The organism is Pseudoalteromonas sp. DL-6 (assembly GCF_004328665.1).
In the GTDB taxonomy this organism is placed as follows: Bacteria; Pseudomonadota; Gammaproteobacteria; order Enterobacterales; family Alteromonadaceae; genus Pseudoalteromonas.
In genome coordinates this window covers 2,492,605-2,517,977 of sequence record NZ_CP019770.1, presented here as the reverse complement: position 1 = coordinate 2,517,977, position 25,373 = coordinate 2,492,605, and the positions used below count along the sequence as shown (strand labels likewise).

General features: G+C 41.1%; 17 protein-coding genes and 6 pseudogenes. 18 read left to right on the top strand and 5 right to left on the bottom strand.

All coding sequences use genetic code 11. The annotated features are described in order from the left end of the window. Positions 1 to 25: 25 nt before the first annotated feature. From B1F84_RS11770 to groEL, 9 genes and pseudogenes are all read left to right on the top strand, one after another. Positions 26 to 979: a DUF3150 domain-containing protein gene (locus tag B1F84_RS11770; protein ID WP_131691525.1), complete on the top strand. Its 954-nt coding sequence runs from the start codon at positions 26 to 28 to the stop codon at positions 977 to 979. Positions 980 to 1,041: 62 nt separating this feature from the next. Continuing rightward, entirely contained in the window at positions 1,042 to 1,482 is a 441-nt protein-coding gene (locus B1F84_RS11765; protein WP_131691524.1) for a hypothetical protein, read from the top strand. A gap of 69 nt (positions 1,483 to 1,551) precedes the next feature. Then, a pseudogene (locus tag B1F84_RS11760) lies at positions 1,552 to 3,205 on the top strand (VWA domain-containing protein). Between the two features lie 81 nt (positions 3,206 to 3,286). Further along, a complete protein-coding gene (radC, locus tag B1F84_RS11755; protein WP_131691523.1) occupies positions 3,287 to 3,784 on the top strand; it encodes a DNA repair protein RadC in 498 nt (165 codons plus the stop codon). Then, positions 3,784 to 4,125, top strand: coding sequence for a plasmid-related protein (locus B1F84_RS11750; RefSeq protein WP_131691522.1), 342 nt, complete (start codon positions 3,784 to 3,786; stop codon positions 4,123 to 4,125). Before radC ends, B1F84_RS11750 begins: the two co-directional genes overlap by 1 nt. Positions 4,126 to 4,215: 90 nt before the next feature. After that, entirely contained in the window at positions 4,216 to 5,289 is a 1,074-nt protein-coding gene (locus B1F84_RS11745) for a primase-helicase zinc-binding domain-containing protein (protein WP_131691521.1), read from the top strand. An 89-nt stretch (positions 5,290 to 5,378) separates the two neighbouring features. After that, complete coding sequence (locus B1F84_RS11740) at positions 5,379 to 5,627, top strand: hypothetical protein (protein WP_131691520.1); 249 nt, start codon at positions 5,379 to 5,381, stop codon at positions 5,625 to 5,627. A gap of 536 nt (positions 5,628 to 6,163) precedes the next feature. Continuing rightward, positions 6,164 to 6,447 (top strand): annotated as a pseudogene (locus tag B1F84_RS17980) (co-chaperone GroES); the annotation flags it as partial. A 54-nt stretch (positions 6,448 to 6,501) separates the two neighbouring features. Then, positions 6,502 to 7,601: pseudogene (gene groEL, locus B1F84_RS18020) on the top strand (chaperonin GroEL); the annotation flags it as partial. 113 nt (positions 7,602 to 7,714) lie between these two features. Here the strand turns inward: groEL and B1F84_RS11720 are convergent. The 3 genes and pseudogenes from B1F84_RS11720 to B1F84_RS11710 all read right to left on the bottom strand — a co-directional run bounded on the left by B1F84_RS11720 (position 7,715) and on the right by B1F84_RS11710 (position 11,552). Further along, positions 7,715 to 9,766, bottom strand: a complete 2,052-nt coding sequence (locus B1F84_RS11720; RefSeq protein ID WP_165489683.1) for a diguanylate cyclase — start codon at positions 9,764 to 9,766, stop codon at positions 7,715 to 7,717. Between the two features lie 460 nt (positions 9,767 to 10,226). Further along, positions 10,227 to 11,068, bottom strand: a pseudogene (locus tag B1F84_RS11715) (IS982 family transposase). 172 nt (positions 11,069 to 11,240) lie between these two features. Beyond that, positions 11,241 to 11,552 (bottom strand): hypothetical protein, encoded by a 312-nt coding sequence (locus tag B1F84_RS11710; protein ID WP_131691516.1) that lies wholly within the window; start codon positions 11,550 to 11,552, stop codon positions 11,241 to 11,243. A gap of 433 nt (positions 11,553 to 11,985) precedes the next feature. On the opposite strand from B1F84_RS11710, the gene B1F84_RS11705 reads away from it, so the two are divergent. From B1F84_RS11705 to B1F84_RS11690, 4 genes and pseudogenes are all read left to right on the top strand, one after another. Next, positions 11,986 to 12,675 carry an ATP-binding cassette domain-containing protein gene (locus B1F84_RS11705; RefSeq protein WP_131691515.1) on the top strand — a complete coding sequence of 230 codons (690 nt, stop codon included), beginning with the start codon at positions 11,986 to 11,988 and terminating at the stop codon, positions 12,673 to 12,675. A 113-nt stretch (positions 12,676 to 12,788) separates the two neighbouring features. After that, complete coding sequence (locus tag B1F84_RS11700) at positions 12,789 to 14,000, top strand: DUF3440 domain-containing protein (protein ID WP_131691514.1); 1,212 nt, start codon at positions 12,789 to 12,791, stop codon at positions 13,998 to 14,000. A gap of 2 nt (positions 14,001 to 14,002) precedes the next feature. Then, positions 14,003 to 14,635 (top strand): ParB N-terminal domain-containing protein, encoded by a 633-nt coding sequence (locus B1F84_RS11695; RefSeq protein ID WP_131691513.1) that lies wholly within the window; start codon positions 14,003 to 14,005, stop codon positions 14,633 to 14,635. A gap of 63 nt (positions 14,636 to 14,698) precedes the next feature. After that, positions 14,699 to 15,269 (top strand): annotated as a pseudogene (locus B1F84_RS11690) (hypothetical protein). A gap of 679 nt (positions 15,270 to 15,948) precedes the next feature. Here the strand turns inward: B1F84_RS11690 and B1F84_RS11685 are convergent. After that, positions 15,949 to 16,845: a LysR family transcriptional regulator gene (locus B1F84_RS11685; RefSeq protein ID WP_240702000.1), complete on the bottom strand. Its 897-nt coding sequence runs from the start codon at positions 16,843 to 16,845 to the stop codon at positions 15,949 to 15,951. A 195-nt stretch (positions 16,846 to 17,040) separates the two neighbouring features. Between B1F84_RS11685 and B1F84_RS11680 the strand changes: the two genes are divergently transcribed. Genes B1F84_RS11680 through B1F84_RS11670 form a run of 3 tightly spaced genes read left to right on the top strand, consistent with a single transcriptional unit; the run spans position 17,041 to position 22,128 of the window. Beyond that, positions 17,041 to 19,785, top strand: a complete 2,745-nt coding sequence (locus B1F84_RS11680) for a TonB-dependent receptor (protein ID WP_131691511.1) — start codon at positions 17,041 to 17,043, stop codon at positions 19,783 to 19,785. A 46-nt stretch (positions 19,786 to 19,831) separates the two neighbouring features. Then, on the top strand, positions 19,832 to 20,710 hold the full coding sequence (locus B1F84_RS11675; protein WP_131691510.1) for an N-formylglutamate amidohydrolase: 879 nt from the start codon (positions 19,832 to 19,834) through the stop codon (positions 20,708 to 20,710). Further along, positions 20,707 to 22,128, top strand: coding sequence for a YfcC family protein (locus B1F84_RS11670; RefSeq protein WP_131691509.1), 1,422 nt, complete (start codon positions 20,707 to 20,709; stop codon positions 22,126 to 22,128). The genes B1F84_RS11675 and B1F84_RS11670 overlap by 4 nt, the downstream gene beginning before the upstream one ends. 213 nt (positions 22,129 to 22,341) lie before the next feature. Here the strand turns inward: B1F84_RS11670 and B1F84_RS11665 are convergent. Beyond that, positions 22,342 to 22,688: pseudogene (locus B1F84_RS11665) on the bottom strand (transposase); the annotation flags it as partial. 349 nt (positions 22,689 to 23,037) lie between these two features. Between B1F84_RS11665 and B1F84_RS11660 the strand changes: the two are divergent. Next, positions 23,038 to 23,982, top strand: coding sequence for a thioredoxin family protein (locus B1F84_RS11660; protein WP_131691508.1), 945 nt, complete (start codon positions 23,038 to 23,040; stop codon positions 23,980 to 23,982). 2 nt (positions 23,983 to 23,984) lie between these two features. Beyond that, positions 23,985 to 25,373 (top strand): conjugal transfer protein TraH, encoded by a 1,389-nt coding sequence (locus B1F84_RS11655; RefSeq protein ID WP_131691507.1) that lies wholly within the window; start codon positions 23,985 to 23,987, stop codon positions 25,371 to 25,373.

Genomic DNA, 25,373 nt, shown 5'->3' with positions numbered 1-25,373 from the left:
CCCCCATCTTACATGAGGATGCACTATGAGTATTCAAACCCTCGACAAACTCTTGATTTGTCACATCGACTGTTCCATCTGGAGCGGTAGAAAAAAACTAAGGCCTGAAGATTTCAGATTAGCCAATGGCAGCCAACTTCCACCGAAGGATGTTGCCAGCTTAGGGAGTAAAAAAATTTGCGACCCAGAGGCATTGGCGAACTTTGAAAGGCTTAAGAAAGAAGCGCAGCGCTTGTGTGAGCAAGTCGGTGTGCGGTTTTTAGGTGGCTATGCCGTCCCTGAAGACCGAATTGATCAGATTGTTCCAGAGCTTGACCGTATAGGTCAGGAGTTTGCGCAGTGCAAGCAGTTGTTCTTGGACAACTATGATCAGGTGACGTTTGACTGGGTTGCAAAACACCCGGAATTTGCAGATGCAATCCGGCGTGCGCTGTCACCCATCGAAGACGTGAAACAACGGCTTCAGTTCGATTATGCCATTTATCGAATGCAACCAGCTGAACAAGCTGGTGGCTTAGATGACAAGGTCAATGGTATGGGACACACCCTCTTTAGGGAGGTGGCTCGTGATGCCAATGAACTGTTTGAGCGTTCCGTTGCAGGTAAGAATCAAATCAGCCAGCGAGCCCTTAATCCTCTCAAGCGATTAAGAGACAAGTTGGATGGTTTGTCATTCCTGGATCACCGAGTTCAGCCAATGGTTGAAGCGATGGACAATTTATTCGTTCGTCTGCCGAAGACCGGCCCTGTGACAGATACTCTCTATCACGAACTGATGGCGACCATTTTAATTTTGTCTGATCCAGACAAGATGAGAATGCACGGTGAAGGTCAATTGGATATCAGACAACTGATGCCCAAACCTGAACCTAAACCCGCACAGCCGGTATCTGCTCAGGCAGATAACTTACGTGCAATACCCCAACCAACCGTCAGACCAAACCTTGGTTCGACTGTACCAAACTCATTTTATTTCTAACGTCCTTGAGGGCATGTTGCCCTGAAGGGCGCATGTCCTCTGCACTATGTAAGAGGGAAATTATGCAATCAACCATCCATAACCCCAGCCAACTGAACCAGTTTGAAGCACATTTTCGTGGTGTGACTGATGCGGTTGAAAGTGAATCGATACCAGAAGTGGCGTGTTGTCGAATGTTAGTACAACGGTCGTACTCAACACATAGTGTCGTGATCCCCAAGAACCCTGTGTTGATCGCAGATGCGGACGCACAAGGAGCTTGGGTAACCGCTATGGTATTTGTTCCAAACATGGCATTGCAGCAAACCGCTCACGAGCGGGCCTGGCTGCAATATCAACATGAGGTGTCTACTCAGTTACAAGACCAGTACGGTCTGACATTGGATGACATCCTGAGTTTCGACCAGCTTAAAACGTCATTTGAGCAGCACGAGAGTCCAGCTCAATTGGTGGCTTGGTTAGCTCAAAAATACGACCTGGATAAGCTAAAAGCACAGGTTTAAACATCCACATTCCCAGCGGGGAAACGCTCCCGCTGAGGGAGTATTCCCCCTAATGATTAGGAGACTCCCATGAATCATCCATTAAAAAACGCACTGCCAATCGTTGCCGCCGCTTATGGCGAAAAGTTTGGTGTGAAGGTGCTTATTCAAGGTCAAGATGCGTTTACCGATGGTGAGCGGATTGTGATCCCAACAGCAAACCCAGACGACCCACACTATCAACAGATAGCTTGGGGTTATCTGGCTCATGAAGCGGCGCATATTCGGCATACTAATTTTGACATGGTGCAGAAGGCGTCGTCCAAACCGATCCGTAAGGCACTTCTTAATATCATTGAGGATGTGCGCATTGAAAACGAATTGGCAAAGGATTACCCCGGAACCCGGCGCAGTATTTCGCAAGTGATTGAGTACATGGTGGACACACAGCAAATGTGTGTACCTGAACAGCTTGAGCCTGCATCTAACTTGCAAGCGTGGTTGTTGTTTCTTGAGATGCCATTTTCTCGGTCAGAAAGCGCTGACGCCTTTGTATCAAGCGATTGATGAAAGAGTGAGACAACTCTTTCCTGCCGCAGCGATGAGCCGGTTAAGCGCCATGCTGACAGCAGTGCCTAGCTTAGGCTCTACAGGTGAAGTGCTGAAACTTGTCGATGCCATCGTTGCCATGTTGGAAGACGAATCTCGTCCACCACAGGATGAGTCGGATGCTGATAGCGGTAATGACATTGGACAAGATGCGAGTAATGACAGCAATAACAGTAGTGACAGTCAAACCCCGGAAGCAGACTCGTCTGCAATGGTGGATGCTGCTGAAACGGGAGATTCTGATAACTCTGATCAAGCTGACAATTTGCGACAAGCCTTAGAGGCCAGTGTCGCTCAGTTTGAACCCGATACCTTTGCACAAGTAGCAGAAGTGTTGTCGGAACAAGCTGAAGGACATCAGGGTGTCACTCCACTCAGTTTGCCCCAAGCAGAGCAGGCGATGTTGGGTGATGAGGCCATTTTGACCCTATCGGCGTCTGAGTCAGCTCAAATTCGAGCCCGACTTAGGGGCATGGTTCAGTCCAGTCAGGACAATCGGAATCATGCCAAAAGGCACGGTCTTCGAGTTGCAACCCATCGTCTTGCCGCTTCACAAGCAGGTGAGTCGAGATTGTTTATTCAAAGGCAACCTCGCATTGCGCCTAATGCTGCTGTGCACTTGCTGGTCGATATATCGGGTTCAATGGGTAAACCCATTGGCGAAGGTAATCGAAAGTACTTTCATGTTGCCAATGAAGCCGCTTTGGCTTTGGCCATGGCACTGGAAGGCATACCGGGTGTTGTACCTGCGGTCAGTTATTTTCCTGGTATTCATCAGGAAGTTTCTATCGCGTTATTGCCCAAGCAATCGGTTCGACATCGGGCCGCCTGTTTTGACCAAAAACCACGAGGTTGTACGCCTATGGCACAAGCGATGTGGTTTGCGGCAAACAGTTTGTTGGCACAAAAACAGGAGCGAAAGCTAATGATAGTGCTAACGGATGGAGAACCAGATGATTGGGCAGCCACGCATGACATTGTTGACCGGTGCAGACGAAGTGGCTTTGAGCTGCTGGGGATAGGGATTCAAACACGCAGTGTTGAGAAATTCTTTCCTCAAAGCATTGTGATTAATGACGTCAAAGATCTAAAGCGTGAGTTATTTGAAGTAACACAACAACTGTTAATTCAGTAACCACATCAATTTTACCACCCTGCGGGGACGATTCCGTCCCCCGCAGGGCATGGGTTCGTCTCCGTTTTTTTGGAGACTCCTATGAAAAACAGAAAGTTCTTAGCTGGCGAAGAAGCCGGTACTTACATCGTTCCTGAACAAGTAACCGAAGCGGATATCTTAGATATGGCGCTTAAGCTTGCCCGTGGTCGATTGAGTAAAGGTCGCAAAATTGAACAGCCATCGTCGGCGTTCTCATACCTGCAAACTTTGATGCACGAGTATGAGCACGAGGTTTTTGGCGTGCTGTTTCTTGATACAAAGCATCGTGTCATTCGATTTGAAGAGCTGTTTAAAGGCACTTTAGATGCGGCGAGCGTGTATCCAAGGGAAGTAACAAAGCGGGCGCTGGAACTTAATGCGGTAGCAGTGATACTGGTTCACAATCATCCATCGGGTGATCCTGAACCCAGTGAAGCTGATAAACGCATTACTCATCGACTTCGTGACGCCTTGTCACTCGTTGATATTCGAACGCTTGACCATGTTGTGGTCGCATCCGAGGGCTACGTTTCGCTTGCCGAACGCGGTTATCTTTAATGAATGGGCGTATTGCCCATTCTCCTACATCACAAAAGCAGTCCCATCAGCACACATCAGCACAGCTCGAATTTCTATTTGAGTTTGATGATGCCCCAGTCACTTGGTCTGACACGGAGATCTGGCAGTTACGCGAAGGCATTCTATTGAATGCGATCCGTGTATTGCTGGACGGTCGTGTCGGTACTCGGTTGCGCAAGGATGTGTTGTCGTGGATTCAAAATGACGAAATAGCGCCATTTTGCTTTCGGATTTGCGCGATAGCTGCGGTTGTCGATCCTGATGTGCTTCGTGATTCCATCATGTGGCTATTAAGACGACATGGTATCCAGCTTGATTAACGTTCCTGTATTAACCAAACGGCTCAATGCAGGACCCAAGCTGATTTTTTCACTTGTGGTAGGAGTCGGCTTTTTACTTAAGGAGGTTATATGGCGTTACCTTTACAAATTGAAACAGTGAGGCCATATCTTAATGGCCAATGGCTTCAGGTATTGGCTGCATTGGTGCCAGAACTTGATGTCGCTATTGCTCGAAAAGGCCGTCATGTGGCTTGCCCTGTTCATGGCGGTCGTGATGGCTTTAGGCTGTTCAAAGATGCTGAACATACCGGAGGTGGCGTTTGTAACACCTGCGGTATCTTTCATGATGGCTTTGAACTGTTGTCTTGGATTAATGGATGGAGCTTTGCTCAATCTGTTGAAGCAATTGGCCAAGTTCTAGGTATTCAACCCGGACAAATACAAGCACCTTCTCGGGAAATACCGAGTAACGCTGTTGATTGGAAGGCTAGAAAGCAGGACGAGGACAAAGCGATTATCTATCGCTTGAATCAAACCTGGGGAGAAACACTATCCCTTGCAGATAGTCGTGCGCAACCGGTTTGGAACTACTTGCATCGTCGTGGCATTGTTACCCGGCTTCGTCCTGAATGGGATACGGTGCTGAGGTTTCATCCAAACTTGCCTTACCATGATGAAGATGGTCTGTTTATCGATAGTTATCCAGCGCTGCTAGGTAAAATCGTTACTCGGCAAGGGCGTTCGGCCACGTTCCATCGGATCTACCTAAGTGAAGATGGATTCAAAGCGCCGGTTGAAAAGCCTAAAAAGATGATGCCCATACCAAGTGACAGAATAATCACGGGTGGTGCCATTCCGATAGGTGAGCCTGGTGGGATATTAGGTGTTTCTGAAGGCATAGAAACAGCTTTAGCGGTCACCAGAGCAACGGGGCAAACATGTTGGTCGGTTGTGAACGCAACGCTACTGGCTAGGTTTGAACCACCAAGTAATGTGAAAATGCTGTACATCTGGGCAGATCATGATCTCTCTGAGACCGGCCTGAATGCAGCGAATGAACTCAAGAAAAAAGCCTGGCAAAAAGGCATTCTGACACAAGTGTTGATCCCTCCGATACCAACGTCACTCGGCGTGAAAAGTTGGGATTGGAATGATGTGCTGAATGTTTACGGTACCATGGGCTTTCCTAAAGTTCATGTCTGATCCAAGGGGCTTCGGCCCCTTTTTTTGCGCCTTGCATATTTGAAAAAACATGGAGAATGAAAAATAGATAACCAATAGGAGAAACAAATATGATGGTATTAACCCTGTTAACAAAGCAGATTGATAGTGAGTTTACGGTTTACTGGAAGACCGGCCTTCAAAGAGGTGGTGAGCTAAAGGTCGATTTAGGTGAGCAATACGACAAGCTACCTGAGCAGCAAAAGCCAATTGCAGCGATTCTTCATTTGGGTCAGCTGACTCGGGATATCGTAGTTCAACAGCGCAAACATTGGCAACTATCTGCAATAACTTTGGGAAGCTATTGGCAAGTTCGTTAAAAATATTGTTTTCTGCATAATTTAAATTGCCCAAACTGCTATAGGCTCCGCCGCCCATGCCAATAAAATAGTTTTTATTAACACCTTTTTTTGCAAAACCCTCAAAAAATAGCGACCCTACAAACAAAGAACTGTCTCCCAATTGTTTGAGTAAGGTGTTTCTCTGGCCTACAGTTTTTGCCTTATAAGCTTCCTCGTATAACAGAGCAAGTGTTGGCAGTGAAAGAGTATCGTTTTCTATTTGAAATAAATGCTTGCTTTAGCTAGGGTTGATCAGAAGCTGTGCTAGATAGTGAAGTGCTTCTTCTGATAAAGGGGGGAGCCAAATCTTTTGATTCTTGGTTAATCCCGTCGTAAAAACATTTCTTAATGTTTGTTTGGTTTATGCATTTATATTTAATAATCATTGGCTTACCTAAATTTAAATTTTTCATTTTACCTCTTGAATCCAATTTAAGAATCCCTAATTATAGTCTCGGGAAGGTTCTTCCTGACATTTATTGTCTTAGGTTATCAATCATTTTAGGAGGAAAATTATGATTTTGAAACCTCTTTACGATCGTGTGGTTGTGCGCCGATTAGAGGCAGAGACGACTCCCAAAGGTGGCATCATTATCCCTGATAAGTCGGCCGAAAAGCCTACTCAGGGAGAAGTGGTAGCCGTTGGAGATGGTATAGCTGGTGGTTCAGGAGAGTTTCGAGCGCTTTTGGTAAAAAAGGTGACCGGATTTTCTTTGGGCAATATGTAGGCTCCCAGGTAAAAGTTGATGGCGAGGAGCTGTTGATCATGAGAGAGTCTGATATTCTTGCCATTGTTGAAGAAGAGCATGTAGAGGGAAAAGCGGTAATCTTTTCAGACGATGCGCGCGAGCGCATGTTGACCGGGGTGAATATTCTGGCCGATGCCGTGAAAGCAACCCTTGGTCCGAAAGGCCGCAATGTGGTCTTAGATAAGAGCTTTGGTGCCCCCATAGTCACAAAAGACGGTATGTCGGTAGCCAAAGAAATCGAACTGTCTGACAAGTTCCAGAATATGGAGGCGCAGATGGTTAAAGAAGTAGCCTCGAAAACGGCCGATGTGGCTGGTGACGGTACAACTACCGCAACAGTTTTGGAACAAGCATTGGTGCGTGAAGGATACAAGGCGATCGCTGCCGATATGAATCCGATGGATTTAAAACGCGGCATAGACGCTGTTGTTAAGTCAGCAATCAACAAACTGCATGACGTGGCCAAACCTTGCGACGATAATTAATCTATCGGCCAGGTTGCGACGGTGTCTGCAAACTGGAACAAGGATATTGGTGACATTCTGGCCGAAGCGATGGAAAAAGTGGGCAAAGACGGCGTCATCACCGTCGAAGAAGGTAAGTCACTAGAAAATGGGCTGGAAGTAGTTGAAGGTATGCAGTTTGATCGAGGATACCTGCCGCCCTATTTCATCAACAATCAGGAAAAAATGCAGGTGGAATTAGAACCCCCCTACATCCTGATGTTTGACAAAAAGATCAACAATATCCGTGAGTTGTTACCACTGCTGGAAAAGTTGCGAAAGACAGCCGACCTTGAGTGTTAATTGCCGAAGATATTGAGGATGAGGCGCTTTCTACTCTGGTAGTGAACCAGTTGCGTGGTGTGCTTAAAGTAGCCGCTGTCAAAGCGCCACGCTTTGGTGAACGTCGCAAGGCTATGCTAGAAGATATCGCTATTTTGACTGGTGCAACGGTGATTAGCGAAGAAGTTGGTTTATCGTTAGAGGACGTGGAATTAGCTAAACTTGGAAGTACTAAGCGAATCATTATCGGCAAAGATACAATCACAGTTGTAGATCGCGCTAGTAATGCGAAGTCCATCGACGCGCGGGTGTCTCAGATCAAAGCCGAAATTGACAACACCAGTTCAGACTACGACCGAGAAAAACTCCAGGAGCGAGTCGCTAAGCTCGTTGGTGGTGGAGTCAGCCTCATCCGTGTAGTGGAAGCTGTTTGAGGTTTGGTTGGCAGAGTTTTTTAAGGCAAGCTATAGTGCAGTCAAATGGGATCAGAAAAATGCCACTTCAGTGGGGATCCGTCAAGAGAATTATAGAGCTAGGAGTTTTTTTCTGGTCCGATAATAAGTTCTAGATCAGATTCGATTTGAAGCTGTTGCGCCTCAGCATCTTTTTGTGCATGATACTCAGGTGAAACTAGCCAGCCGTATAACCTATTTCTACCTTGCTTTTTAGCACGATACAGCAGAGAGTCTACAAATTTTAATTGCCAGTCCCAAAGTCTCTGGTTTGTTGGAGTTACCGAATCGATTAATAAAAAGCCACCACTTACACTGATATTCAATGCACCGGCTTCAGTTTCTATCGGTTTAACACAAAGTAACTGAAGTAATTTGTGAATTGTTTGTTGAGCTTTATTAGCATCAACGTTTTCAAGCAATAATAAAAACTCCTCACCACCCCAACGTAATATTTTATCGTTGCTACGACAAAATTGTTTAAACCTCATAGAAAAAGCTAATAACACCTCATCACCTACAGCATGCCCGTAGTTATCATTAATATGTTTAAAAAAGTCTATATCCAACATTACTAATAAGGCTGTTGTATTATTCGAGGGCTGGCAACAATGCTTAGTGTTATAAAAGCGGCCCTTTTGTTCACGTTCTGGTGTCAGCTCAACTGAGCGACGATTATTTAAACCTGTCAAGGGATCGTGCAATGAAAGTTGATGTAATAGAACATTTTTTTCACTAATCTGTTTATTTACACTTTTAACTTTTCGATATGAAAAAAATATGACAGTTAATACAGCCAAGATTGCTAATATCAAACCTAACGACATCCACATTATTCGTTGCTGACTTTCATTTTGGTATTTTTGCAACTCAAGTGTTTGCTCTAGTAATTCTACTTGTAGTATTTTGTCATTCGACTGATAGCGAATTTGCATTTCATTTGCTATCCTTTCACTCTCATCTGAATGATGCTTTTGGAGTAATTTTAGCTTTTCTTTTAAGGTAGTAGCCTGAGATTGATACTGACCTGTTCGTCCATAAGCATCAGCTAAATGTGTTAGTAAATCAGAGATTTGAACAGGCCTAGCTACCTTTCGGAAGGCATCTGCATTTTCAACCATTACACGAATGCCAATATCTTTTTGTCCTTGCAGCACTTGCAAATAACCAAGATTGAAATTAATAACTAGTCGCGCATTAGTAACATCGGTATTAGATAGAATTTTCAGAGCGTTATGAAAATATTGTTCTGCCTGTTGATACTTTTGTTGCAGTAGTAAATTTGCACCAATGTTATTCAGTGCCATCAGCAAGACCTTTGAGTTGTTATTTTTACGAGACCATTGGACTGCCTTCAGATAAAACTTGATGGATTCATCGGTTGGACCTAAAATGTGCTGATTTACAAATCCCAAAAGTAGATATAGCTCGGCCAATTGATCTTGTTCTTGATGTAGTTCTGCTTCTTTAATTGACGATACTAATAAGTTTTCAGCTTTTGCGTAATGTTGAAGTGCTAATTCATTTCTTGCTATAAGTATATTGAGCTGCAATCGGCGTTTTAACTGAAATCTATCCTTTAATTTTCTCGCTGCGTCCTGCGCAAGAAGGATATGTTTCAATGATGATTCTTGTTGTGATAAATTTTGCCATAATCTTGAAATCAATAAATGAACATAGAAAAGCAGTCTAGGGTTATCAACTTTCTCCAAATGACGCTCTAATATTGGAAATAATGCCATGTATTCGTTGGTTTTTCCTTGTTGAAAAAAAATTTCACATTGTACTGCAAGCATCTCAACCTGAGCGTTTACTGAACTACGTAGCAGAGATTCCTGGTAAAGCTGCTGTGCATGCTTTATAGCTGTATTATATTCCTTGTTTTTTAATCCTTGCCATAAAATTAAATTCCCTTTTGCTCTAATATAAGTTTCAAAAGCACTATTTTTATCAATCCGTTTTGTTATCTCCTTCAGTACCGTTATATCGGTAGGGTAACGACGAATATCGACGATATCATTTAATTGAGATTCAATTATTTCGTCACGATGTATCATTTTTGCTACAACAAAGTGCGGTATAAAACTAATGAACAGTGATGTAATATATATTAAATAAATAATATAACGCATAATTGAAACCCTTAATGTAAAAGTTATTTCTAAACCTATTCGCATAAATTGAAAATAATCAGTGCTCTAATACAAATTACCTAAAAATTTGTTGATAAAATAACAATAGCTTACAAAGCTAGGGTTTTCTATTGCTATCTTAGCTAACTATTTTTTATCTGTCCGGTTAGAGTGGGGATTATCTCTGATAATTCTTCCATATCTTGTCAAATTATAATTATTTTTATATCAATGACATCGCTTAGTTTTTTCAGTTAGCTTTTATAATTTAGACTATTTCTTTCTTCTCAATTCCTTTTGCAAACTTCTATAGCCCTAAAGCTCTTGTTTTAATAGCGGGTTTCTGCTTAGTGCTTGTTTCATCTAAAGCTTATAGTATAGCCACCCATTTGAACGAGCTTTAAAAGCGCCGTTTCAACTATAAAATCATGATTAACCTGAGATCTGGTTAAGCCAGCATCTAATTATTATCATTTAACAGCTCAAATTTTTGGGTTGTTAAATCCAGGGAAGGCTTGTCCTTTTTCAAACAGTAAGCGATTAAACCACCTAGCAGATTAAGCATAAAACCATGAATGCTGCGGTGTCTGGAGTGCCCAAAGTAAGATATATTTTTCAATTAGTCATTTACCGTTTTAATAACAAACCGCTTTTTTAGAATCGCTCTATCCAACAGAGATATGAATTTTTCTTCATGTTTTTGCGCACGGTGATTATTAGTTCGACACCTTTATCGCCATACAATTTACCGAGGATGGAGTCAGTCATGTCTGACTCCGGCTATCGGTCATCCACATTACCTTTTGTTAGTTTAGGCGAAACTATCGCACCTAAATTATTGATAATAATATGTAATTTAAAAATAAATGACCAAGCGATGGTGTCCTTATCATGCGTGGACATACAAGCAAATACTTGATTCCTTTTCGCTCGAATAATGTGGCAGATCTCTATTTTAGTGGTGTTGACAAACTGAATGCCGGTGGGCTTACCTAGCTTTGAGGTAGATAGTTGCACATCGGCACCACTACACTGGATGTGATACCTAAAACCACGTGTAACTGAGTAGCTCTGGAAAGTAATCTCTGAGCTGACGGTAAACGAATCAATATAATAGTTTTTGAAATCGCGGTAATGTGACTGATGGAAGTGAATAATTATCGTTATTATCTCATCGGTTGATAGCCTGCAAGTTATGCGGCGCTTGATATCCCCGTTTTCCAACAAGGTACGCTGCCACTTATCAACAAACAAAGTGCAAAAATCATCGACATCACAATAGTTTTCTACTAGTTTATTCATGCTCGTTCCTTTTGGTCTTATCTTTACTTGGTCGAACGATCGGATCCTAGAACGAGTAATTAGTTCCTTCGGTATTTCTATTTCTTATCCAGAACTCAGGTTGATTACTTAAATTCTGAATTTGATTATCCATACCAACCCTTGACAACAGTAAGACTGAAAAAATATAGAATTAGGCACTTCCGTAGTCTTCGAATAAGTTGTAGGAATAATGGGATAATCGCTCATTAAAGAGTATTTGTAGCACAACTTCAGTTTTATCAAATTTACTTTTATGAATGAGTAAATCAAGTATAACCAATTCATAGTTACAGTTAGTTGCTTGAGATAAATAAAATAATTGTTTTTCAGTGAGAAAACGAGACCCCTGCCTTACAGCAGATAGCTTTTGACATGAAATTGATAAGTCATAGGCTATTTGCTTATCTGTAGTAAACCCTTTTTTGGCTTTAAATTTATCTAGTAAATTATTGATTAGCATCATTTACCTTATTTTTTTCAAAATATCATTACAAAAAATGCAAAAATCCACATTTGAGTTAACTAAATAACTATCACTTTTAATTATTTGATACAAGAAAGTGGAATTAACAAAAGAGGATAATTTCTTGTTAATAAAATTGAAGTTTATACATACAAGAGGTGGTGGGTTAACTATATGATATTTATGGTTTTGTTTTTATTCTGACGGTTGTGGTAATTGTACCAGCAGGGTTTTTGATTGATTTTTTCATCAATCTATATCCACAAAAAATAAATATATGAACTGAATTTGATGATAGTCATTTGTCATTTTCATGGGTTATTTTATTGAAGGTAGACTGTATTGGTGCAATAGCTACCGAGAGTGAGATTATTTTAAAAAATGTACACGTTAATCAAATTTTACAAGATTAGCATTTTTAGGAGGATTAGCAATGAGCACTGGCTGTTGTATAAGCTTAAGGAATATCTCCTTCGCAAGAAACACTAATGGCTCAATTAGTAATATTGATCTAAATATATTGAAAGGCCAGCTAGCAATTATAATTAGTTTTAATCAATCCGTGTTAAATAATTTGGTAAAACTATTACGCGGCGAAGAAAAACCAGACGAGGGGGAAGTCGTTTATTTAGGCGTGGACCGTAATGATATTTTATTTTTACCTAAGTTTGATGAAGAAAATGAGCACTATCCTGTTACTGTTTTTAATCTTGTTAAATTTGCTAGCTTTAATTGCTCCGAATTGTCCAATAAAAGCGGAGTGCATGTAAAAAGCCTTGTAAATGAAGCGATTGCTAAAGTTGGAATGAGCCATTACGCAAAATGTTATATCCATGAGCTTTCATTGAGCCAAATTCAACGAGTAAGGTTTGCGAGGATAATTTTACAAAACCCTAAGGTATTAATATTAGATAGACCTTTCCTAAAAGTTAACTCAAAGACAAAAAAAGACTTACTTGATCTTTTAAAAGATATGCTAGCTAAAAACATGACTATCGTAGTGACAAATAACACATTAGATGACTTTAAAAATATACATTCACAATTAACTTTTATCCATGAAGGCGTCGTTTTCACAAAAGCATTATTAACGCCAAGCTATACCCACTTTATTAAAGGATAAGGTTTTTATTTTATATCAAAAACTTACTTTAACTTAAGGGCTTGCCTTATCTATTTTTAAGTAAGCTTGTATTTTTATCACTACATTAAAATTTATCCAAAGTAGGGAAAGTAATGAAACACTATTTAGGGATAGATGTGTACTCTGCTGCATGTGAGCGTATTGACTACATTTTTAGTCACTTTAAACATTTTTACGTGTCTTTTTCAGGGGGTAAAGATTCCGGGGCTTTATTAAATTTAACAATTCAAAAAGCTGAAGAGCTAAATCGTTTACCTGTTGATGTTTTGATTGTAGATTTTGAAGCTCAGTACCAAAACACCATTGATTTTATCACAAGAATGGTTAAAACAGGCAAGATTAATCCGTATTGGATTTGTTTGCCAATAAGCTTGAGAAACGCTGCTTCCCAGTTTCAGCCGAAGTGGTGTTGTTGGGATAAAGACTATAATTCAAAATGGGTAAGAGAAATTCCTATACAACCCGGAGTCATATCAGATATTAACTATTTCCCATTTTTTAAAATTGGTATGGAGTTTGAAGAGTTTGTAATTGAATTTGCAAAATGGTACCAAAAACAAAAAGAATCCCCTGTTGGTATATTAATTGGAATTCGTGCAGACGAGTCACTTAATAGATACAGAACTATAAAAAATAAACATAAAGCTAAGTTTTTAGAAATACAATGGAGCACTAAGCTCGAAGATAAAGTGTATTCTTTTTATCCAATCTATGATTGGAAAACGAAAGATGTTTGGATTGCTAATGGTAAAAAACAATGGGATTACAATAGAACATATGATCTTATGCAAAAAGCGGGGGTCAGTTTATCCCAACAAAGGCTATGCCAACCTTTTGGAGATGATCAAAGAAAAGGCTTGTGGTTGTATCAAATACTTGAACCTAACACATGGCAAAAACTAGTAGAGCGAGTTGAGGGATGTAACTTTGGTGCTCGCTATAGTAAAACACAAGGTCATATTCTTGGCTATTATCGTTTTGATTTACCTCCTGGCTATACTTTTAGGCAATACAGTAAGTATTTGCTAAATACAATGCCCCCCCCATTAGCAAATCATTATAGGGAAAGAATATTCAAATTTTTAATGTGGTGGCGGCATAATCGTAAAAGTTTTGGAATAAAAAAGATCCCAGACTATGCAAATGTAAAACTAGAAAACAGTAAAAAAGTGCCAAGCTGGAGGCGTATTTGCAAGGTTTTAATAAAAAATGACTATTGGTGTCGTGGCCTTTCATTTGGGCAGACAAAGTCTTTGACTGAGCACTATAAAACCCTTTATGAAAATTACCTTAGAAAGGAGTGAACATGCAAAACCAATTTGAAGTAAAAGAATCACTACCATATAACGAAATAATTAGAGATTTAAAGGACTTTACATCCTTTAAAGAGCTCCAAAGCGATAAAAAAGTTGAGTTTTATAATCATATTGTTACGTTATTATCTGATTGGATTAAAAGTCCATTCCCTGTTACCAGATTACAGCTTTTACATGTCAATAGTATTAAGGAAAATCACTATAACCCTAACTTAGTTGCACCTTTAGAGTTTGAGCTTTTACGCCATTCAATTGAGCAAGATGGCCTGACTATGCCTATTGTTGTTAATAAAACTAAAGATAAAGGTATATATACTGTTGTTGATGGCGCTCATCGCTTTGCTATTTTAAAGAGCATAGGCATTGACTATATACCATGTGTTATTTTAAATAAATCAACTTTAGAGAATGTAGCAACATCGGTTAGACATAATATTGCTAGAGGAAGTCATCAAGTAGAGCTGACTGCTAAGCTCGTAATAGAGCTTAAAAACTCAAATTGGAGTAATGAGAAGATTCAAAAAGAGCTAGGCATGGATGCGGATGAAGTACTGAGAATGCAACAAATTACAGGGCTTGCAGAAGCTTTCAAAGATGATGAATTTTCTCAAGCTTGGAGTTAGGAATAATACAAGTGTAAGTACTTTGTGGTATCAATTTAGCGCTACCAGCGTCAATATGTAGTGATGAAAATTTCATCGTATTTATTTAAAGCTGGCGTCTACTATCCTACAAATTGGGGTGAACTTGCTGATTGGTTCCATGATGAAAAAAGTTGATTTGCAGCTGTCTGGTTTATTACAAATAAAAAGAATAGTGTCAGCGCTCTTGGGGGTTAAAGGCTATTAGGTCTTGGGAGTTATAAAACTGCTAGGTCTTTAATGCACAAGTTAAGAAATGTCATGGTTGCTCTTGAAAGAGATAAACTATCCAGCATCGTAGAGGTTGACGAAACATTAATAGATGGTGTCATTCAAAATCATCTATTAAAAATCAACAGGGCAATAAGCATAACCGGATAGTGCTTTTAGGTTCATTTGTACCTGAAAATGAAATAATGGCTGGGATACATCGAGTCTCATCATTATGTAAAAGATGGCTTTAGGTACGTATCAAGGCGCGGTAAAGGCTAAGCAACTTAATTATTATTTAGATAAGTTTATATTTCGTTTCAACATAAGAAAGTCAGATTATCGGGTATTATAATTCTAAAGGTTGCTTGAGCAAGCAGTTTGTTCTAAGCCGATAAGGTACTAATCAATTAAAAATAGATAACCACATATAATGTGGTTGTTTGAACTAAGTGGATAGTCCTTGGATATACACATAACCGAAAAAACTAGCTATTCTCAAATATATGTTATTGGGTCAGCGTCATACTCTATAGTCTTGTTGAAACTGCAAAAGTAAGTGACCTTGCAGTGCATGGTTATATTTCTAATTACTTGTAACATATTGCTGAACAGCCGGATAACTTTGAGTCACTATTGCCATGGAACATTAGGTAAAGCTAGGTGTAATTGGCCAGACGTTTATTTAGAATGTTTGTTAACTTATTAAATAATGGTGCAATAAAAATGTTCGGCTGCATGAATATGACAGCAGCAGTTTAGTCATCGGTTTGCTAGGGGCTTTGGGTTAAAACTAATAGTGATCTGTGTCCAATTCCAGAGTTAGCATTCAATAATGCAAAACTACCACCAATATGAACAACCCAACACTGTAGAGCATTCAGCCGAGCTAGAGTAAAAGCCTACTTATTTTTCTCCGCTTTAGTCAGTTTGAATATGAAGTTCTAATAATTACCACCTATGTTGTTATGGGCGGAATATGTAAGTAGAAGTTATCAATACTGAAAACTCATAATGCCAATTGCCTACAAGAAATAGAGTATTGGCAGATTGTCATTAAAAATAAGTAGAAACGAGCAAAAGACTTAGTCGTTTATAGAGAAGAACTGAGTACAGTGTTGACAAAAGACAGCTACGAGTCTTGGTATGGGCGCGTATGCAGAATAAATAAAGCCATATTGGTGGTAAATGGTAGGCTCTAGTGGTACCAGCTTCAACTGATTATTCAGATATTGTTGAGCTAATACCCTATTAATAATAGCAATCCCTAGTTGTCGTTGAACATAAGCGCATGCTGTTGCAATACTATGCGTTTCCAGTCGGATCTTTGGTATAACACCATTTTGTTGAAATAGCTTTTCCAACTTTTGTCGCGAAGGTCGACCTTGTCCAAGCATGATTAGGGGTTCATGGCTAAGGTCAGTTAAGTTCACACTTGTTCGGTTATTGAGAGAATGTTCAGCCGGTATCATGCAAACTAGCTCGCTATCAAGCATGGTTTTTACAATTAGTCCGGGATGATTTTCCGGTAATTGAATAAAGCCACAGTCAATAGAACGCTGTGCGACCAAATCTCTGGCAGTCAGGGGGCTATGAGATTCTATACTCACTGAAATTTTTGGGTACAGTTGAATAAAACTTGCCACTACATCTGCTAGTGGACCAGAGCTAAAACTTTGCGGTGCAACGATGGTTAAGGAGCCTGTTTCTGTTTTATGGAGGTTGCGCGCTAAGGCTAAGAAGCGGTCCGCATTATTCAATAACAAATCAATTTCGGATGTCAGAAGCTTGGCTTCATCAGTTGCAATTAGTCTGCTATGTTCTCTATAAAACAATTGGAACCCAACAAGTAGCTCTAGGCTCGCTAAAAGCCGACTTATTCCTGGTTGAGTCAAACCCAACTGGCGTGCAGCAGCAGTTGCAGACCCTGTTTGCATAATAGCGCGGAAAGCTTCTAGGCTCTTTAGATTAATATTTTTCATTCGCATGCCAGTAATCCATATCTATCTCATTTCTGATACTAAGAATATTTGTCTTCGAATTCAACAATAACAAAATGCTTTGTTAATAACAAAATGTTATTGAGTCATTGCACTTAATTATAATATTGCATTGATAATTTCCTTTTACTAGAGTGTTTTCGATAACCAAACAAAAAGCATCAACGGGAGATACCTATGTCGAATTTCAACTACCCATTATCTGCGTTGGCAATTGCCATCAGTGCAGTCTTTACTATTTCCAGTCAGTCTGTTCGGGCGGAACAAACTGTAGAAAAGGAAGAGCCAAATTCAAAATTAGAAGTAATAGCCATTACTGGTTCTCGCATCATGAGAAGAGATGAAGCGGAAGGAAGTCCAATACAGAGTTTTGACAGAGATCAACTGGACATTAAGGGAGCACTCTCAATTGGTGAGTTTTTACAGGAGTTACCTTCGGTTGGTGCCAGTTTGAATGATAATGGTTCTGCCGGAACTAGTCATGGTACTGCAAGTATTAACTTACGTAATTTAGGTGAAAATCGTTCGCTTATACTTGTCAATGGGAACCGCTGGGTTAATGGCGCGGGCAGTCGTGGTTTTCGTGATTTCGTCGATTTAAATACGATCCCATTCGCCATTATTGATCAGATTGAAGTGTTGCAAGATGGTGCAACTGCGATTTACGGAGCCGATGCTATTGCCGGTGTGGTGAATATCCACACTATTAAAAATTATGATGGTGCCCAAGTAAAAGCCTATTACGGTATTTCGGGAGAAAATGATCGTGAAACGAGAAATTTTGATCTGCTATTGGGGCACGACTTTAACGACCACAACCTGATGTTTTCTGCCAGTTATTCGAATCAGGAACCAGTTTATACCCAGGATCGTAGTTTAACAGCAGTGCCATTAAATGGGTTACCTTTAGGTAGCTCTGAAGGTCTTTTTCGGGAGTCTAAGCTTGAAGGTTTGTTTGATTTTTCTGTGCCTTCAATCGGTATAACACGAGATCCAGGTTCGGATGGTAACTCATTAAATAGTTGGCGCGCGGCTAGTAGCAACGACCGTTTTAATCGTTACCATGATAATTATGTTGTTGGTCCAAATGAGCGATTAAGTTTATTTGGCCAGGCAACTTTTCAATTGCCGGACACTCAAGTTTTCGAAGGAACGAGTATACGGTTTGAGCTGCTGCATAATATCCGGAAATCAGATCAGCAGTTTTCGGCTGCTGTACCAGTAATTACTGGTTCGCGTGGTTTTGTTATCGCCAATGATAGTAGAGTCAATCCGTTCGGTATTGAATTCTCAGGTAGTGATTTTGGACTGAGAAATTTTTTCACTGATAATGGTTTGCGAGTGAATGAACAAAAAGTAGAAACAACTCGTGTTGGGGTTGGCTTAGAGGGCTTTTTGCCGTTAGGTTGGCAATGGGATGCTTTTGCGTCTTGGGCTGAAAATAAAGGTACATTTACTTCAAAAAATCAGCTGCACTTAGATAAGCTTGCGCTAGGGATGAGAGCATGTAACAGCAGTGGGATAGTGGCCGATATTAGTGATTTATCGTCCGGTTGTGTACCTGTGAATCTATTTAATCCTCTCACATCGGCGATGGTTAACTATATCAATTTCACAGGTATTGATGAGAATAAAACAGAGCAACAGCATTTTAGATTTAATTTAACTAATGCAATTGCGGAGTTACCGGCTGGGGACGTTTTACTGGCAATTGGTGCCGAGTACCGTAAAGAAAATGGTGTTGATATCCCAGACAATATTATTAATGCGAAACCACGAGTTAATCAATATCGAACTACATCTTCATCACCGCGTACTGGAACTGTTGGCGAGTATGATTTGTATGAAGCTTATATTGAATTAAACATCCCACTACTCGAAAACAGTGCATTTGGAGAAGCTCTGGAATTAAACCTTGCTAGTCGGTTATCTGATTACAGCACATTTGGTAGTACAACTAATAGCAAGGTAGGTATTTTATATCGTCCCATAACAGATTTCATGCTGCGTGCAACTTGGTCAGAAGGTTTCCGTGCACCTTCACTTCTGGAGTTATATGAAGGTGAGCGCGCCGCTTTTGCTCCGGTTATAGACCCTTGCGATATCAACAAGGGGTTGCCAGGTTGTTCCAGCGTACCCGCAAATTATCGTCAGCAAGATTCAAATGTGCCAATTTTAGTCGGTGGCAACAAATTATTGGAACCAGAAACCTCTGAAAATATCTCTACTGGTTTTGTATATACGCCAGCAGGGCTTGATGGTTTTAGTGTTACTACCGATTGGTACCGTATAAAAATTGATAATACAATCAGTGCTTTTGGTCCGCAAAACTTGCTGGATTTATGTGCCTTCAATGGACGCAATTGTAATGTTATTAGCCGTACTGCTAATGGTGAATTGCTGAATATTGTTGATGGTCCAGTAAATCTCAACAGTACTGAAGTTTCAGGCGTAGATACTGTGGTTCGTTATACATTTATTAGTGATTTTGGTGAATGGGATCTTAGCAGCAGTGTTTCGAAATTGAATGCTTTAGAGGAAGTCTCTTCTCTGGCGGATGGCAGTCGTCTTAGTGTGAATAAAAAAGGCAGTTCAGGTGTAAGAGAGTCCTATCCTGAATTCAAAGGGAGCGTTTCAGCTCAGTGGGCGTATGATAATTGGTCGGCTGCGTATTCTTTGAGGTACATTGGCGATACCAACGAAATCTATCTTAATGCACCACGCCATATTGGCTCAATGTTTTATCATAATCTTTCGACAGGTTATAAATCGGACAGTGGATTAGGTTGGCGTATGGGCATCAATAACTTGTTTGATAAACAACCACCCATTTCGCTGGTAAACGTCAATATCAACTTTGATCAGCAGACTTATAATGCAGTGGGACGTTTTCTCTATTTCCAACTTACATACGATTTTTAAGCTTGTAGGTGCCGCATTATGCGGTGCCTTAATCTCCGAGGTATACATGACACAAATTTTGACAGATAGTTATCACTTGTATCAGCCAGTAAAAGGCAACTTAATCCCATTAGTATTTGATTCACCTCATAGCGGCCAGGTGCTTCCCGGCGACTTTGCAAGTATAGCCAGCATTGAGCAAATTCAAACTGGTTGTGATGCCTTTGTTGACGAGTTGTGGTTACCAGCAACATCTCAAGGTGCTTCACTATTAGCGGCTCAGATCTCTAGGATGTATATTGATTTAAATCGTGCACCAAATGATATTGATCCTAGTTTACTGGAAGAGCCATGGCCTGGCGATCTACAACCTTCAGAGTATAGTAATAGAGGCATGGGATTGATCCGGGCATTGGCTTTACCAGGCCAGCCAATGTATAAAAATTCGCTTTCTACATGCGCAGTTGTTAAACGTATTACCCAATACTATCAGCCCTATCACATGTGCCTAAAGACTTTATTAGGGCAATTGAAGCAGCAGTTTGGGCAAGTGTGGCATATCGACTGCCATTCGATGAAATCTAGAGGCAATGCGATGAATATTGACGATAATCAACCACGTGCCGATATTGTCATTGGTGATTTAGATGGTACTTCTACAGATCCTGAATTCACTGCTCTGGTGGTGCAAAGTTTTCGTCAGGTCGGTTATAGAGTAGCTGTGAATTATCCTTACAAAGGCGGCTATCTCACCACCAACTATGGTAAGCCGAAAGAACGTCAACACAGTATTCAAATTGAAATCAATCGAGCTTTATATATGAATGAAAAACAGTTTTGTCGAAGTGCAAATTTTGATTTGTTGCAGGCAGATCTGCAGCGTGTTACACAAATAGTTGTTGGTTATATTCGAGAGCGATTGTTAGATGTGAGAGGTGAAGAATGAAATCGACACCTCAGAAAACTGTTGAATTAAATTCGCCATCGTCCTTAGGAGGCGGAAGTCACCCGTTAGTTATCCTGTTATTTATCTTGCTGCTGGCAGGATCGCTGACTTATCTGTTTGAGTCTGGTAGTTATCAGCGAGAAGATGGTTTGGTGATCCCGGGTAGTTATCAGACTATTCCAAAAGATAACTCTTTAATGCAGTTGTTTGAATCCGTTGACGATAATCCCGCAGGCACAGCGAGTCCGGTTGGATTGGTTGACTTACTGCTTGCAGTTCCTGAAGGATTACAAAAAAGTGGTAGTCTGATTTTTATGGTGTTGGTGATTGGAGGCTTATTTGGCATACTAAGTAAATCTGGTGCAGTCGATGCAGGGCTTGAACGTCTTTTGAGTGCCGTGAGTGGTAATGTCTATTGGTTAGTCAGTTGCTTAATGCTGATATTTGCTTTGGGTAGTACTTTATTAGGGTTGGCATCTGAATATTTACTGATTATTCCCTTAATGGTCGAGCTTGCTAGACGTTTGGGTATGTCGAATTTAATTGGCCTTGGGGTTGTTACAGTTGCAGTGAAAGTGGGTTATTTAAGTTCGATTACAAATCCTTTACCACTCACCATAGCACAACCTTTGTTAGGCTTACCAATTTTCAGTGGGGCAGGTCTGCGGGCCGTTTTTTTTACCATCTATTTACTGGTTGGTATCGCTTTTATGCTGTGGGTAATTAAGGGGGTAGGTTTTACGAAAGGTGTCGATTTAGCTTTAGAGACAAAGCCATTAAGTACCCGTCATTTACTAATGCTTATTACTTTGCTAATTGGTATGGGTGGATTGGTTTATGCGTCGAACCATTGGCAATGGGAAAAGCAACAACTCACGGCTTACTATATCGCGCTGAGTTTATTATTAGCGATCCAAAGTGGTTTAGGTGCAAATGAAGCTGCAGAAGCCTTTGTCTCAGGTATGAAAAAGATTCTAATGGCGAGCTTTTTAATCGGTGTAGCCTTTGCGATAGCTATCATCTTACAAAAAGGTAAGGTTCTGGATTTTGTTGTGCACTCATTGGTGAGTTTTATTGGTGAAGACAATCGATATATTGCAGCGCTTGGTATGTTTGGTACACAATTAGTACTTGATGTTCTTATACCTTCAACATCCGGGCAAGTGGCGGTTACAATGCCTATTATGGGGCCAGTGAGTCAGCTATCCGGAGTGGCTCCTCAAACCACAGTGCTGGCATTCCTATTTGGTAATGGTATTACCAATATGATCACCCCAACATCAGGGACACTGTTGGCTTATCTTGCGATTGCTCAGGTTGGCTGGTCGAAGTGGGCAAAATTTATTTTGCCATTAGTTGTTATTTTTATCTTACTAGCTTGTGTCATGCTGATGATAGCTGTGTATATCGGTTATTAAATACTATTATTTAAAAAACAAAAGCATGCAGATAAATCAATCTATTTTTACGTCACAATTCTTTGTGATTTATAGGAATTGTGGCGATAGAAAAACTCCTTTTTTACAAGTTGGAGTTACGCAATATGAAGAATTTTTTGGTCAGATTAACACTATGTGAATCACCACTAATACACTGTAAGCAATGGACAACCACATCTGGTTTTTAAAGTTCTAAGGTAACAAGCTGTCGATATACGGCTCTGGTTGGTAGAGTTCATTAAGGTAAGCCATGATGGAATCAAATAGGATTAGACTATTGATCTTTGCAGTTTCGACAATGCAGTAAAGCGTGGCACTGGCATGAACAGCATTAGCCGTCTGACTAAATAGCCAATTTGCGACCTATCACAAATGATTTTAATGCACTCTCAGCTCTATTTTTATAAATACTCAATCGACTATCATCAGCATAGTGTATAGGCTTGGGCTATTGATTTTTTAGATAGTTAGTCGCTTCTATTAGCCTAGTATTTCCCCACCAAACTTGGCTGATTCTGCTCAAGCTATGTTTTTAGCTGCGGGCAAATTTAGTTTGACCACAACATAGACTTACCCTATTTCCATAAGCTGGAACAATCATTCCGATCTGATGCTAAATAGGTTGCGACATTTTATGACCCTGATGAGGAATGTACACAGTAACAATTTAACAGGACTTGTAATAGCTAATGTTGCTATTGTTAGAATGGAACAGATCTAAGTACAACATGAAATATCACTGGCTATTAATGTGGATTTGAAGGTTTTAGCTATTTTCCTGAACACAATGGGCCGTTAGAAACACACACAATTCCTTCATCTATCTGGCCAATCGCATTTACGGGGATCTTTAGCATGTTAGTTCTATGAAATTTTCTGGAGCTGACAATGAGAACCCCCTTGTTTCCTTGGTTTATCCTATGGGTGACCATCCCAATCATTATTTTCTTTCTATTCATCTTGCCCGCCCATGCCAGTGAGGGGCCATTCTATCAGCGTGGTCAGGAAGGCTGGTTTTGGTATCAGGTCATCCCTGAACCTGAACAACCCGATGAGCTTACAGAGCCGGAATCTGGTGTCGTGGAGCCCAGTCAGAGCGAGCTAAAGCCCTTCAGTGCTGCCTGGTTTCGTGAGTACATGCAGTCGTTCATGGATAAGGCAATAGATGAGCCGACGAATGAGAACGTCAGGGCCTATCTATATCTTCAGCGTGTCATGATGGATAAGGGCTCACTATTTGCTGATGTTAGTCAGCAGGTGGTCATGGGCGATCCTGTTTTGGATGAAATCAGTCGCAGACCCTTGGCGACTTATGCCGCCAATCGGATGGATCGAGAAGCTGGAGCTCAACGGGATGTTGCTTTAGGTGAGGTAGCAAAACGGGCTGGCTTGTTCTTTTTCTATCGTTCAGATTGCCCTTATTGCCATGCTCAAGCGCCTATCATCGAATCTATGGCCTTGAACTACGGTTTCGAGGTGTTTGCTATTGCTGTCGATGGCTTGCCTTTACCCGGTGGAGAGTTTCCCAATTACAAAGTCGATTCAGGACAAGCACAATCCTTGTCCGTTACGACTGTCCCTGCCGTGTTCTTAGTTGATCCGCCTAATGTCATCACTCCCATTGGCCAAGGCGCAATGAGCCTTGATGAGCTCAATAATCGAATCATTCTCGCAGCTCATCAAGCCGGTTGGATTGACGATCAAACTTACTATGCCACCAGGCCTGTTCAGCCCGGCGTGTCACTCGCGATGTCAGCCCAAGAGCTTAACGAAAAGATATTACAGGACCCTGAGTTCCTTGTTCGCTATCTGCGTGCACAAGGAGGGTTATAACGATGAAAAAAGTATTCCAAGTATCGCTAATCGCCTGTGCGATTGGTTTTTCGTCTATGAGCCAAGCAAGCTTGCAACAGGAGATGAACCAGTTATTTGGTTCAATGACCAACACCACTGCGCCTGGTATATTCGAGAGTCAGCGGCGTGGCGTTATATCTGGAGGAAGTGTTGTTGTTCGTAACAGGATCATGAACGAGAACCTCGTCTCTATGGTGCCACCGTCATTCCAAGCCGGTTGTGGCGGCATTGATATGTTCGCTGGAAGTTTGTCATTTGTTAACGCGGATCAGTTTGTTCAATTACTTCGCTCTGTTGCTGCAAACGCCAAGGGATATGCATTCCAATTGGCGCTCAGTGCTATGTGTGAGAAATGCTCCCAGCACATGGAGACACTGCAAAAGAAAATCCAGCAGTTGAACGAGTATTTCGGCAATTCCTGTCAAATGGCTCAGGGAGTCGTGAACGGTACCCTGGCTGCCTTTGGTAAGAAGGGACAAACAGAAGCCAGTATGTTGAGCTCACTTAAAGGGGCTGGAGACGTTTTTACCAGTTGGAGTGAATCCAATGGTAAGAACCCATATGAGAAAGCTTCGAGTGTCGCGGCGTCTGATGTGAACAAAACGATTAAAGGTAATTTGGTTTGGCGAGCATTGAAACGTCACTCGGCATCAAGCTGGTTTGCATCGGGGGATGACCGTTTTCTTGAAGCGGTTATGTCGGTGACTGGTTCGATCATTGTTGGCGATCTAGCTAATGCCGCTGATGGCCAAGGTAAAGCCCCAAAACTGACCAGGCTGAATGGCAATAAAGTGACTATTGAGCATTTAATTCATGGCGGTAACGTCGCTATGTACCGATGTGACACAGTGACACAAGACGGCTGTTTGAATCCAACAATCACTAACGTGACCCTTACCGGGTTATCAACTCAGGTAGAAAATTTACTTCTAGGTACAGGTTCTAGTAACGGCATTATTTTTAAGTTTGCTCGAAATACTGGGGCAGCTAGCACCACCGAGAAGGCTTTTATGACCTCGGCTCCTGCAAGCATTGGCGGCATGATTCGAACACTTTCTGCATTAAATGAAGGGGCCGCTAGGTCGTTTGCTTCAAGAGCGGCACCATTTATTGCTGTTGAGATGGCCCGAGCATTGGTTGAAGATATGCTCAATGCAGCTAGAAGCACCTCCGGTGTGGAAGATCATGCCTATGCGAAGTTGTTAACGGAAGACCTTGAACGTGCACGTCGCCAAATCAATGAGGAGTACGCCGCGTTACAGCGAAGATACGGCTCAGAGCAAGAGTTGCTGGCGCATTTTAATCAGGTGATTCAGACCATTCGCAAACAGCGTTATTACACCGTTAAATCTACGGCGCTGGGGGGATAG

What these genes read in the sequence shown, in the direction of transcription:
- B1F84_RS11770 (WP_131691525.1), top strand. Translation starts at nt 26, where the DNA reads ATGAGTATTCAAACCCTCGACAAACTCTTGATTTGTCACATCGACTGT.
- B1F84_RS11765 (WP_131691524.1), top strand. Translation starts at nt 1,042, where the DNA reads ATGCAATCAACCATCCATAACCCCAGCCAACTGAACCAGTTTGAAGCA.
- radC (WP_131691523.1), top strand. Translation starts at nt 3,287, where the DNA reads ATGAAAAACAGAAAGTTCTTAGCTGGCGAAGAAGCCGGTACTTACATC.
- B1F84_RS11750 (WP_131691522.1), top strand. Translation starts at nt 3,784, where the DNA reads ATGAATGGGCGTATTGCCCATTCTCCTACATCACAAAAGCAGTCCCAT.
- B1F84_RS11745 (WP_131691521.1), top strand. Translation starts at nt 4,216, where the DNA reads ATGGCGTTACCTTTACAAATTGAAACAGTGAGGCCATATCTTAATGGC.
- B1F84_RS11740 (WP_131691520.1), top strand. Translation starts at nt 5,379, where the DNA reads ATGATGGTATTAACCCTGTTAACAAAGCAGATTGATAGTGAGTTTACG.
- B1F84_RS11720 (WP_165489683.1), bottom strand. Translation starts at nt 9,766, where the DNA reads ATGCGTTATATTATTTATTTAATATATATTACATCACTGTTCATTAGT.
- B1F84_RS11710 (WP_131691516.1), bottom strand. Translation starts at nt 11,552, where the DNA reads ATGATGCTAATCAATAATTTACTAGATAAATTTAAAGCCAAAAAAGGG.
- B1F84_RS11705 (WP_131691515.1), top strand. Translation starts at nt 11,986, where the DNA reads ATGAGCACTGGCTGTTGTATAAGCTTAAGGAATATCTCCTTCGCAAGA.
- B1F84_RS11700 (WP_131691514.1), top strand. Translation starts at nt 12,789, where the DNA reads ATGAAACACTATTTAGGGATAGATGTGTACTCTGCTGCATGTGAGCGT.
- B1F84_RS11695 (WP_131691513.1), top strand. Translation starts at nt 14,003, where the DNA reads ATGCAAAACCAATTTGAAGTAAAAGAATCACTACCATATAACGAAATA.
- B1F84_RS11685 (WP_240702000.1), bottom strand. Translation starts at nt 16,845, where the DNA reads ATGAAAAATATTAATCTAAAGAGCCTAGAAGCTTTCCGCGCTATTATG.
- B1F84_RS11680 (WP_131691511.1), top strand. Translation starts at nt 17,041, where the DNA reads ATGTCGAATTTCAACTACCCATTATCTGCGTTGGCAATTGCCATCAGT.
- B1F84_RS11675 (WP_131691510.1), top strand. Translation starts at nt 19,832, where the DNA reads ATGACACAAATTTTGACAGATAGTTATCACTTGTATCAGCCAGTAAAA.
- B1F84_RS11670 (WP_131691509.1), top strand. Translation starts at nt 20,707, where the DNA reads ATGAAATCGACACCTCAGAAAACTGTTGAATTAAATTCGCCATCGTCC.
- B1F84_RS11660 (WP_131691508.1), top strand. Translation starts at nt 23,038, where the DNA reads ATGAGAACCCCCTTGTTTCCTTGGTTTATCCTATGGGTGACCATCCCA.
- B1F84_RS11655 (WP_131691507.1), top strand. Translation starts at nt 23,985, where the DNA reads ATGAAAAAAGTATTCCAAGTATCGCTAATCGCCTGTGCGATTGGTTTT.